This is a genomic window from Novosphingobium sp. IK01, assembly GCF_033242265.1.
GTDB classification, from domain to species: Bacteria; Pseudomonadota; Alphaproteobacteria; order Sphingomonadales; family Sphingomonadaceae; genus Novosphingobium; species Novosphingobium pituita.
Genome location: NZ_BTFW01000001.1, coordinates 1,173,013 through 1,184,683 on the forward strand (window position 1 = coordinate 1,173,013; position 11,671 = coordinate 1,184,683).

Annotated in this window: 6 protein-coding genes; 1 reads left to right on the plus strand and 5 read right to left on the minus strand. The window is 65.7% G+C overall.

Going from position 1 to position 11,671, the window contains the following annotated elements; genetic code table 11:
* Nucleotides 1-230: 230 nt before the first annotated feature.
* The 5 genes from SBI20_RS05575 to SBI20_RS05595 all read right to left on the minus strand — a co-directional run bounded on the left by SBI20_RS05575 (nucleotide 231) and on the right by SBI20_RS05595 (nucleotide 8,607).
* A complete protein-coding gene (locus tag SBI20_RS05575; protein WP_317974122.1) occupies nucleotides 231-2,768 on the minus strand; it encodes a TonB-dependent receptor in 2,538 nt (845 codons plus the stop codon).
* 128 nt (nucleotides 2,769-2,896) lie between these two features.
* Nucleotides 2,897-4,516, minus strand: a complete 1,620-nt coding sequence (locus tag SBI20_RS05580; RefSeq protein WP_317974123.1) for a tetratricopeptide repeat-containing sulfotransferase family protein — start codon at nucleotides 4,514-4,516, stop codon at nucleotides 2,897-2,899.
* Nucleotides 4,517-4,722: 206 nt separating this feature from the next.
* Nucleotides 4,723-6,129: a M20/M25/M40 family metallo-hydrolase gene (locus SBI20_RS05585; RefSeq protein WP_317974124.1), complete on the minus strand. Its 1,407-nt coding sequence runs from the start codon at nucleotides 6,127-6,129 to the stop codon at nucleotides 4,723-4,725.
* A gap of 157 nt (nucleotides 6,130-6,286) precedes the next feature.
* Nucleotides 6,287-7,138 (minus strand): p-hydroxycinnamoyl CoA hydratase/lyase, encoded by an 852-nt coding sequence (locus SBI20_RS05590; RefSeq protein WP_317974125.1) that lies wholly within the window; start codon nucleotides 7,136-7,138, stop codon nucleotides 6,287-6,289.
* Nucleotides 7,139-7,206: 68 nt separating this feature from the next.
* Nucleotides 7,207-8,607 (minus strand): aldehyde dehydrogenase, encoded by a 1,401-nt coding sequence (locus tag SBI20_RS05595; RefSeq protein WP_317974126.1) that lies wholly within the window; start codon nucleotides 8,605-8,607, stop codon nucleotides 7,207-7,209.
* A gap of 624 nt (nucleotides 8,608-9,231) precedes the next feature.
* Here SBI20_RS05595 and SBI20_RS05600 point away from each other — a divergent pair.
* Complete coding sequence (locus SBI20_RS05600; protein WP_317974127.1) at nucleotides 9,232-11,388, plus strand: TonB-dependent receptor; 2,157 nt, start codon at nucleotides 9,232-9,234, stop codon at nucleotides 11,386-11,388.
* The last annotated feature ends 283 nt before the right edge of the window (nucleotides 11,389-11,671 follow it).

Here is an 11,671-nt window from a genome sequence, read left to right on the forward strand (position 1 = left end):
GAAATCCGGCGGATCAGGCCGGGACGCTCCCCGGCGCAGCAAAAGGGACGCCGAAGATAGAGAGCCCAACATCATTCCTGAAATGATAGTTTTGAATTATCATCATTCCAAATTAGAATTATTTCCTCAAAACCTTGAAAAGAAACGGGAGGGAAGGCGCCTCGCCCCTTCCCTCCCGCCTGGCCCTGAAAGGGACGGGGGCCATGAGGCCCCCGTCTGATCCCGTTGCCTCAGAACTTGGCCCCGAGACGCACGCCGAACGTGCGCGGCTGGTTGGGCACGATGTAGGTGCGGCTCGTGCAGATCGAGCAGGCGATGTAGCGCGAGAGATCGCCGCGTTCGTCGGCCACGTTGGTCATGAAGAATTCGAGGCTGTACTTGCGCCATTCGGTGCCCAGCGCGAGGTTGACCTGGCTGAAGGGCTGGAGCCAGCCCATCGCATTGGCCATGTAGACCCGCAAGTCGGACGCCGCCGAACTCTGGAACGTGGCGTTGACCTGGCCATAGACTTTCGCCTCGCCCACATTCTTCGCGTAACGCAGCGTGCTCGCCAGCTTCCACTGCGGGGTGATCGGCAGGCGGGTGCCCTTGGGGGCAAGAATTTCGCTGCCCGCGCAAGTATACGTCGGATCGTCGACCGAGCAGAGGTTCTTGCGCGTCGTGGCGTTGGTATAGGCGCCGCCCACGTTCAGGCTCAGCCCGCCCTTGACCACATTGGCATCGAATTCCACGCCGCGAATGCGCGCATCGGGGCCGTTGTGGATTTCGGTGAAGCTGTTCGCCCCCAGATAGGCGAACTGGAAGTCCTTCCAGTTCTGCTGGTAGAGCGCGACGTTGAGGCGCAGCAAACCGTTGAACAGGGTCGTTTTCATACCCAGCTCGTAGTTGGTGAGGAAGTCCGAGCGATAGGGCGCGACATCGGCGCGGCGGTTGATCCCGCCCGGACGGAACCCGCGCGAAATCGTGCCATAGACCATGACATCATGCATGGGCTTCCAGGTCAGGTTGAAGCGATAGGTCGCGCCATCGCCCTTGGCCCGCTTGGGCACCACGCCCCCGTTCACATAGTCACCCAGATTGGTGCAGGGGCCACCCGCAACCGCCGCGGGAAGCAGCGAGATGCCGGTTTCGCCCGCCAACTGCGCATCGCGCAGGGTCAGGCCATCGCTGGTGTAGCACCCCGCCACGCCCGTGCGCGACGAGCCCGCGCCGTTGGGCGGCGGATTGTCGTCGGCGCCCTGATAGTAGCCGGGATTGCGGCCGAAGCCGAAGAAGCCGATCAGCGAGTTGTCATACTTGAAGTAGCGCCCGCCTGCCGTCGCGGTCAGATTGTGGAAGATGTCGTAGCTGACCTCGCCAAAGATCGCATAGTCCTTGTCGATGCGGTGCTGCTGGGTCAGCCAGAGCGTGCCGGGATGGCCATTGACCGAGAGATCGTCGGCCAGGCCCGCGACCTGATAGTCCTGATGGATCAGGTTCGACTGGCGCTGGTAGAACAGGCCGCCGACCACGCGCAGCGGCTCGGTCGAGGGCGAGGCGATGCGCAGTTCCTGGCTCAGCTTCTTGAAATGGTCCGAGCCGAAGATCTGCTGGCGCGGGTCGATCGTGTTGCCCGCATTGTCCTTGTAATAGGCATAACCGGCCAGGCCACCCGCGCTGCTGTAGAGCGAATCATACGCCTCGGCATAGTCGGTGTAGTCGCTCGACTGGAACGTCTTGCGGTCGAGGTAGGCACCCGCATACGTGAGATCCCACGAGCCGATCTTGCCCTCGACCGTCAGCGCGGCCTGAACGAACGTATCGTGGCGATATTCGGGGAAGAAGTGCTGGACCTGAAGGTCGCCGACCTTGGGGTCATAGCCATAGGAGCCGTGGCTGCGGGTGTCCTGGTACATGACGGTGGGCGTGACCGTCCAGTTGTCGTCCAGATCGACCTTGAGCGCCGCGCGGCCACCGGCCACTTCGGTGTCGTTGTAGTTCTTCTTCACGTACTTGGAATTGTTGACGCAGATGCCGCCGTCGGTCGGCAGGAAGCAGCGCGTGCCCGCCACGTTGTCGATGTAGCCCGCGTCCTTCTGGTAGAAGCCGACCACGCGCAGCGCGGCCTTCTGCGAGAGCGGGATGTTGACCATCCCTTCCACCTTGACCCCGACGCCGCCCGGACCGACCTTGTTCACTTCGGCGTCCATGCGGCCATAATAGCCGGTGGTATCGGGCTTGTTGGTGATGATGCGGATCGTGCCCGCTTCCGACGAGGCGCCATAGAGCGTGCCCTGCGGCCCGGCGAGGCTTTCGATGCGGGCAATGTCGTAGATGTGGACGTCGAGGTTGCCGCCCACGGTGGTGACCGGCTGTTCGTCGAGATAGACGCCGACCGAGGGCAGCGGGCCCGAGTGGTTGCCGTCGCCGCCCGAGGCCACGCCGCGCATGTAGATGATGTTGGTGCCCGGCGTGCCCGAGTTCTGCGAGATCACCGAGGGGAGCTGCTGGGTGTAGCTCTTGAAATCGCTGACGTGGAGCTGGTCGAGCTTCTGCGTGCTGAGCGCCTGGATCGAGATCGGCACGTTCTGGAGGTTTTCCGAACGCTTCTGCGCGGTCACGATGATGACGTTGCCCTCTTCCGCGGCGGGTGCAGCGTCAGGAACGACGGTGGGAGGAGAGGCAGGTGCGGGCGCGGCCTCCTGGGCCATGGCGACGGTCGCCGGAGCAAGAAGCGCCGTGCTCGTCATCAGGAGAAAACGCGGGAGACCCGCCGTCACAAAACGCATGATAAATCCACCCTGTTACATACTTATGCGCAAGGGTGTGCGCTGCGACATGATCATGCGTCAAGTGGATGCAAACGATACCAATAGATCACAGATAAGCGTGACAGTTTTGCAACGCATTGCTGCAATCAATCATAACCTTGCGGCCAATCATAAACTGTCGGTGCGTGAGGATAGCTTTCCAGAACCGGCCCGAGCGCGGCCCTGAGCGGATCGAGCCAGGGCTCGAACGGCTTCCACGCGCTGGTGCCCTCGCGGAAGATCGGCTGGCGCACCTGCTCGGAACTGGCCGTGCGGACCGCGCGCTCGGTCTTGTGGAAGGCCAGGCAGGCTTCCTCGAACGGCAAGCCGCAGGCCGCCAGCAGGGCGCGCACCTGCGTTTCGGTCTCCTCGACCATGGCCTCGTAGATCACCCGGTGGACCGCGCCGGGCTGCACCGCATCGACATGGGCCATGAGCCGCACATAATCGGCATAATAGCGCCCCATGTCCTCCAGATCGTAGGAGAACCCCTGCCCGCGCGCGAAATGCTGCTTGAAGTTGGAAAAGCAGCAGCCGAGCGGGTGACGCCGCGCATCGATGATCCGCGCGCGCGGCAGGATCAGCCGGATCAGCGGAACATGAACCCAGTTGTTGGGCATCTTGTCGATGAACAGGGGTCGCGCGGTGTGGCGCTGGATGCGCGTGGTATGCAGATAGCTCTCGCCCATCGCGCGCAAATCCTCGCGCGTGAGTTTCGCCAGACCCGCCGGATAATCGGGCACCTTGCGCGCCAGTTGGGCGATGTCGGGCAGTTCGCTGGTGCCCTCGACCTGGCTGTGGCTGGCCAGGATCTGCTCGACCAGCGTGGAGCCCGCGCGCGGCATGCCGACCACGAAGATCGGATCGGGCGCCGGGCAGCCCGCCCCCTCACCCGCCTCGAACAGGGCGGGCGTCGCCACGGCGATCATCGCGTCGATGGTCGCGGTGGTCTCGTCGGCCTTGTAGGGAATGCGCTTGCGGCGCAGGGCATTGGCGGCGGCATAATGGGCAAAGGCGGTCTGCGCCTCGCGCCGGTCCTCGAAGGCCTTGCCCAGCGCGAAATCGAGATGCCAGCGGTCTTCCGCGCCCAATCCGGGATCAGACAGGGCCTGCTCCATGGCGGCGATGTCTTCATCCGAAAAGCGCACGGTCTTGAGGTTGGCAAGGCTCCACCACGCCTCCCCCAGCCCCGGCATCAGGGCCAGCGCGCGGCGATAGGCGGCAACGCCATCGGCCTGACGCCCCACGGTCTTGAGCATGTGGCCATAGCTCATCCACACGCGCGGCTGGGCTGGGGCATCGGCCAGCACCTTTTCATAGAGCGCCAGTGCCGCGTCGAATGCGCCGATGCGGCCATTGGCGGCGGCAGCCAGATTGGCGTGGCTGGGATTGTCGGGATCTTCGCGGGTCACTTGCGCAAGCTGGTCGAGCGCCTCGGCCGCGCGGTTGGTGCGATAGAGGACGAGCGCCAAGTTGGCGCGGGCGGGCGTAAACGCGGGGTCAAGCTCGATGGCGCGGCGCAGCAGGTTTTCCGCGTCGCCATAGCGGCCGATGCGCCCGGCCAGTTCGGCAAACAGGCGGATCGCGCGCACGTCGAACGGGTCTTCCCGCAGCAGCGCGCGCAGCAGTGGCTCGGCCTCGGGCAGGCGGTTGGCGTTCATCGCGCTGGCGGCGGCCAGCAGGCGGGGATCGTAGACGGGGCGCGGGGGCAGGGTCACGGTGGTCATCGTGGGGCCACACCAATCATGGCGCGGCGTTTCGATCAAGCGCCGTGTGTCTTTTCGCCATCACAGGGCCGCCATCACTGGGCCGCCATGACAGGGCGGTCATGACAGGGCGGTCATGACAGGGCGGTCATGACAGGGCGGTCATGACAGGGCGGTCATGACAGGGCTCCGGGGCAGCCCCGGAGCCCTGTCATGCCTTGGCAGGCTTACTTGGCCAGATCGGTGAACAGGCTGGTGAAGTAGACCACGCCCGGCGCGATGTTGGAGAGCGGGACGCGCTCGTTCAACCCGTGCGCGAACTCTTCGCTGCCCTTGATCAGGACCGGCGCGGCGCCATAGGAATCAACGCCGTTGACCCGGTACCACATCGAATCCGACGCGCCCGAGGACTGTGCCGGGATCACCGCGATGCCCGGATAGGCCTGATGGATCGCCTTGTCGGTCGCCTTGAGGAAGTCGGCGCGCATCGGGCTGGCGGGCGAAGGCGTGGAACCTTGCGTCACGTCGCTGACCTTGACCGCCGGATCGTTGGCCACCCTGGCCAGCTCGGCCATGATGTCCTCGCGCTTGTGGCCCGGAAAGATGCGGCAGTTCACGTTGGCCGTGGCGCGCTGGGGCAGCGCGTTGAGCGCGTGGCCGCCGTTGACCATGGTGGGAACGCACGTCGTCTCGATACGGCCGATATATTCGGGCAGCGCGCGCAAGGTGGCGATGGCCGCCGGATCGGCCGGGTTGGCGGCAAAGGCGCGCATGGCGGCGGCCAGCTTCGGCTCGGGCGTGATCTTCGCCGCGCTTTCGAAGAAGGCCTTGGTCAGCGGGCTCTGCTCGGGCGTGAAGTGATAGGCGCCGATGTTGACCAGCGCCTGCGAGAGCTGGACGATCGCGTTGTCCTTGCGCGGGGCCGAGCTGTGGCCGCCCGGATTGGTCACTTCGAGCTGGAAGTCGGCATAGTTCTTTTCCGCGCCTTCCCACGTCCACGCCAGCGGCTTGCCGGTGGTCTCGTCGAGCATGCCGCCGCCGCCATCGACATTGATCACCAGGCCCGCGTTCTTGAGGCGCTTGGCGATGATCTCGCCGGTCTTCATGTTGGTTTCCTCGTCGCCGGAGAAGGCGATGAGGATCGTGCGCCTGGGCTTGAAGCCCTGATGGCGCATCTCGATCAGGGTCGAGACGGCAAGCGCGGCGTTGAACTTCATGTCGAGCGCACCGCGGCCATAGAGATAGCCGTTCTCGACCACCGGCACGAAGGGATCGCGGACCCAGTCCTCGCGCTTGGCCTCGACCACGTCCATGTGGCCCGAGAGCACCAGCGGCTTGAGCCTGGGATCGGAGCCCTTCCAGGTGGCGATCATGTAGGCGGTGTCGTCGACGGGGACGATCTCGATGTCGGCAGGCGCCCAGCCGGCCTTGACCAGCGTGTCGCGATAGAGCGCGGCGACCTTGGGGGTCTCGTTGCCGGGGCCCTGGACCGAACGCAGCGCGATCGACTGCTTGGACAGCTCCAGGGTCTGCGCTTCGGCCTCGGCATGGCCGGCGGCCAGCGCCGGAGAAGCCGTCAGGGCCGTGGCGGCAGACAGCGCCAGAGCAGAAACAAGCGACACGGGTAACTTCATCGGGGGTACTCCTTCCGGGCGCGGAAGCTGATCCCGAACGGTTTCGGATACAACCTTTTTTTGCAGTGCAAGATGAGCTTTCCCGCAAGGGTGGCGAAGGGCCCCGGACATGATCGGGAGCCCTCCACGGCTTTGGAGCCATGCCCCTGAAGGACGATCAGCCCGCGATCTTCGAGGTATCGAACGTGCCCAGCCCCGGCTTGTAGCTCTTTTCGTCGAGGAACTGGCGGGTGGCTTCCTTGCGCGCGGCCACGCCGCCATAGCTGTGCAGGGCTTCCTGCGCGCGCACGAGGTAGTCTTCGGCGTGCTCGTAGGTCATGTCGATCATGCGGCGCACGGCCCACTTGGTCGCGCGCAGGGCGTTGGCGTCCTTCTTGAGCAGGGTCTGCGCGATCTGGGTGACGCGGGCCTTCAGGTCCTCGTGGGGGACCGCTTCGGTCACCAGCCCCTGTTCGGCGGCCTGCCTGCCGGTCAGGTTCTCGCCCATCATCGCGTGGTAGAGCGCCTTGCGCAGGCTCATGAGGTCAGCGGCAACTTTCGAGGCGCCGCCGCCCGGCAGGATGCCCCAGTTGATTTCCGAAAGGCCGAACTGGGCATTTTCCGACGCCACGGCGATGTCGCACGCATAGAGCGGGCCATAGCCGCCGCCAAAGCACCAGCCATTGACCATCGCGATGGTCGGCTTTTCATACCAGCGCAGGCGGTTCCACCAGCGATAGGCCTCGCGCTGCGACTTGCGGATCGCCCAGAGGCCCTGCGCCTCGGTCTCGCGGAAGTATTCCTGAAGGTCCATGCCCGCCGACCAGGCCTCGCCCTCGCCCGAGAGCACCAGCACGCCCACGTCCTCGCGGAATTCGAGTTCCTCGATCACCTTGAGCATCTGGCGGTTGAGCTTGGGGCTCATGCAGTTGCGCTTCTCCGGGCGGTTGAAGCGCACCCAGGCGATGCCATCCTCGATCGTGACAGCGACGGTATCTTCTTCGGCGCGGACGAAAGGTGCGTCAGCCATGGTCTTGTCCTTTCAGGTTATTTTTTGAAAATATGGGCGGATCGGGAAAGGGTCGGATTGGAAAGTGGTCAGATCGGAAAGTGTCCGGGCCGGGTCTCCATCGTAATCCAGCGCAGTTCGGTGAAGCTGTCGATGCCCGCCTTGCCGCCAAAGCGGCCATAGCCCGAGGCGCCGACCCCGCCGAAGGGCATCTGGGCCTCGTCATGCACGGTCGGGCCGTTGATGTGGCAGATGCCCGAGCGGATCTGGCGGGCGACGCGCAGCCCCCGCGCGGTGTCGCGGGTGAAGACGGCGGCGGACAGGCCATAGTCGCTGTCGTTGGCCAGTTCGATGGCGTGGGCCTCGTCGCGCGCGTGGATCACGCCGACGACCGGGCCGAAGCTTTCGTCGCGGAACAGCTTCATCTCGCGCGTGACACCATCGACGACATGGGCGGGCATCAGGACATTGTGCGTGGTTTCCCCGCCCACCAGCAGGCTTGCGCCATGGGCCAGCGCATCGTCGACCAGCGACCGGCAATGGACGACCGTTTTCGCGTCGACCACCGCGCCCAGCGGGGTGGTTCCCTCGCGCGGGTCGCCGACGGTGAGCGTCTCGACCTTGGCCTTGAAGCGGCGGGCGAATTCGTCGGCAATGGCATCGACGACGATGATCCGCTCGGTGCTCATGCAGATCTGGCCCTGGTTCATGAAGGCCCCGAAGGCCGCCGCCTTGACCGCTTCATCGAGGTCGGCATCCTCCAGCACCACCAGCGGGGCCTTGCCGCCCAGTTCGAGCAGGCAGGGTTTCAGATGGTCCGCCGCGCGCCGGGCGATGATCCGGCCCACCGTGGTCGAGCCGGTGAAGTTGATGCGGCGCACTTCAGGCGCGTCGATCAGCGCGCCCACCACCGCGCCCGCATCCGCCGGGGCATTGGTGACGACCTGCACCACGCCCTCGGGGAACCCGGCGTCGGCAAAGGCCTCGATGATCAGGGCATGGGTGCGCGGGCACTGTTCGGAGGCCTTGAGGATCACCGCATTGCCGCAGGCCAGCGGCGTGGCGATGGCCCGCACCCCCAGAATGATCGGCGCATTCCACGGCGCAATGCCCAGGATCACGCCGACCGGTTCGCGCAGGGCCATGGCCAGGCACCCCGGCTTGTCCGAAGGGATCACCTCCCCCGCGATCTGCGTGGTCAGCGCGGCCGCCTCGCGCACCATCGAGGCGGCAAGCGTGAGGTTGAACATCGCCCAGCCGCGCGTGGCGCCGATCTCGCCCATCATCGCCTCGACAAAGGCCTCGGCGCGGGCTTCGAGCGCGCTGGCCGCCTTCATCAGAACGGCACGGCGCGCATTGGGGCCCATTTCCGCCCAAGCCGGAAAGGCCGCGCCCGCGCGGGCGGCAATGGCGGGAATTTCAGCCGCCTGCATCGCCTGCGCCGACGAGGCAACCGCGCCCGTAAGCGGGTTGTGCCGTTCAAATTGCATCTCGAATCTCCCAATTATGTTATGATTGATAGCAATCACTGTTCAAGCATGCAACCGGGACCACGCGCCACAGGGCCGGAAATGAACAGAAATACCGGAAAAACCTGCGAAAGCCCCCTCAGGGCCGCCCCTCAGAGACTTGCACAAAGCGCACCCCGCAAAAGCGCAGATGCCGCCAAGCACGAAAATAAAAATGATTTTTATCAATTGATTGAAAAATCTCTATGCAAACAACCGTTATAAAACGGGCTTTCCCGCCCGTTTACAGTTGCATATTCCGCAATGAATTTGGAAGTTTTCGCACTTGCACAAAGGCCGCCCAAACAGCAAAAAGAACGGGCCTTTCAGGCATCCTCTCCCAAACTTCCAAAGGGCCGCCCGTTCTGGTGCGGCCCCTTTTTTTGCGTTTTGCGCCCTTCCCCCTCCGCAGCGGGCCACATCGGGCGGCAAGTCAGGGTCTGCCCCTGTTGCATGCGAAACGCATCGGCCAATCCTTTCGTCGTATTGCAAACAATCGCGAATGACGTCCATCTTCGCCCGGCCTAGGAGCGTCCGGGCCCCGATCCGGCGCCGAAACCCGGATACGGCAACAGGACCGGGCAACAGGACAAGGAACCAGTCGACGTGCATGCAGGTGTGAATTCGCTCTCCCGGTTGACGGTTTCCGCGCTGGCGCTCGTCGCCGCGCTTTCGGGCGTGGCTGCTCTGGCCGATACTGCTGCCGATACTGCCGCCAATATTGGCGCCGATACCGGCGAGGCACCCGCGCCTGCCGCATCCACCCCGATTTCAGGGCCGGTGATCGTCGTCACCGGACAGGGCCTCGACGCCACGCCGGCAGCCCCGGCCTATTCGACCCAGACCATCGACCGCGAGCGCCTGCTGGCAACCGCCTCGGGCCGGATCGACGATGCCCTGCTCAATATCGCCGGGCTCCAGCAGTTCCGCCGGTCCGACAGCCGCGCCTCCAACCCCTCGTCGCAGGGCATCACCTTGCGCGCGCTGGGCGGCAATGCCACCAGCCGCACGCTCGTCCTGCTCGACGGGGTGCCGATGGCCGATCCGTTCTTCGGCTATATTCCGTTCAGCGCGATCAGCCCCGAACGCCTCGCCTCCGTGCGTGTCCAGCGCGGCGGCGGCTCGGGCGCGTTCGGCGCGGGGGCCGTGGCCGGAACCATCGACATGACGAGCGCGGGGCCTGCACAAATGGGCCTGTTCAATGGCGAGGTCATGGCCGACGACCGGGGCGAAACCTCGCTCTCGGGGGCGCTCGCCCCGCGCCTGGGACAGGGCTTTGCCGTGCTGACCGGACGCTGGGACCGGGGCCAGGGCTTCTGGACGACACCGGAAAGCCAGCGCGATTTCGCCAGCGTGCGCGCCCGCTATGAAAGCTGGTCGACCGGCTTGCGCACGGTCGTGCCGGTCAGCCCCGACATCGAGCTTCAGGGCCGCATCGCCGCCTTTTCCGACAAGCGCACCTTGCGCTTTGCCGGGGCCACCACCGGCATTTCGGGGCAGGATGCCAGCCTGCGCCTCGTCGGGCGCGGACGTTGGCAGTTCGATGCACTGGCCTATGTCCAGGCGCGCGATTTCAACGCGGTGACCGCCGGATCGACCCCGGCCTCGCAGCATCGCCCCACGCTCGACCAGTATGGCACGCCTTCGACCGGCCTTGGCGCCAAGTTCGAACTGCGCCCGCCCGTCGGCGGCGGCCATGTCCTGAAGCTGGGCACCGACTGGCGCCGGGCCGAGGGGGAATCGAAGGAAAACGCGATCTCCACCGTGACCGGCCTCGTCACCGCGCGGCGCCGGGCCGGCGGGCGCACCGACGACGTGGGCTTCTTTGCCGAGGACGACTGGACGCTCGGGCCCGTGGTGCTGACCGCCGGGGGCCGTCTCGACCGCTGGGCGATCACGCAGGGCCACTATCAGGAACTCAACCCGGCAGGCACGGTCGTCACCGCGACCTCGGTCGGCGATCCGGCAGTGGCGCCGCGCAGTGGCTGGTATGGCAGTTGGCGCGCGGGCGCGGTGGTCCATGCCGCGTCGTGGCTTGCGCTGCGCGGCTCGGGCTATACCGGCCTGCGCATGCCCACGCTCAACGAACTCTATCGCTCGTTCCGCGTGACGGCCCCCAATTCGACGACGATCACCAACCGCAACCCCGCCCTCGCCAACGAGCGCCTGCTCGGCTTTGAAGGCGGCATCGACCTGACGCCTGCGCGCGGCGTGACGCTCTCGGTCACCGGCTTCGACAACAAGGTGCGCGATGCCATCGCCAATGTCACGCTCTCGACGGTGACATCGGGCGCCTCGACCACGACGACCCGCGAGCGCCGCAATGTCGGCGCGGTCCACGCGCGCGGGGTCGAGGTGGCAACCCGGATCGAGAGGGGCCAGGTCGCGCTCTCGGGCAGCTTTGCCTATACCGACGCCAAGGTCGAGGCGCCGGGCACCAATATGGACGGCATGCGCCCCTCGCAGACCCCGCGCATCGCGGGCAGCGCCACGCTCTCGTGGAGCCCCGCCCCGCGCTGGACCGGCGCGCTCACGGTGCGCCACACCGGCCTTGCCTATGAAGACGACCTGCAAAGCGCGCCGCTGGCCCCGGCCACCACGCTCGACGCCTTCGCGCAAATTCCGCTGACCACATGGGCCAGCCTCACCCTGCGCGGGGAGAACCTGTTCGACGAGACGATCGTGACCCGCAATTCGGGTGGCTCGATCGACATCGGCACGCCGCGCACCTTGTGGGCGGGCCTGCGAATCGGCTTGCGCTGAATTGCACGGCACGCCCCGAAATCCCGGCTGCGGTTTCCTGAAAACAAACCCGATCCGGGAGGCTCGCGGTTCCTGCTCGCCCCTTCCGCATTCCCTTGGGCCGAAGCTTTGTTGCGACCAATCTGGCGCTCGCACCAAGTCTGGGCTTGTCGGCGGGCGATCGTCTGCTTACGCCTTGCAAAGGGAGGCCGCGTCATGGGCATTCAGGGCACGGTTTTGCTGCGGAACGAGGTGCTGGCCAGCCCCATGCGGGTGGCATGGCATGCGGCTGTGGCGATGGGGG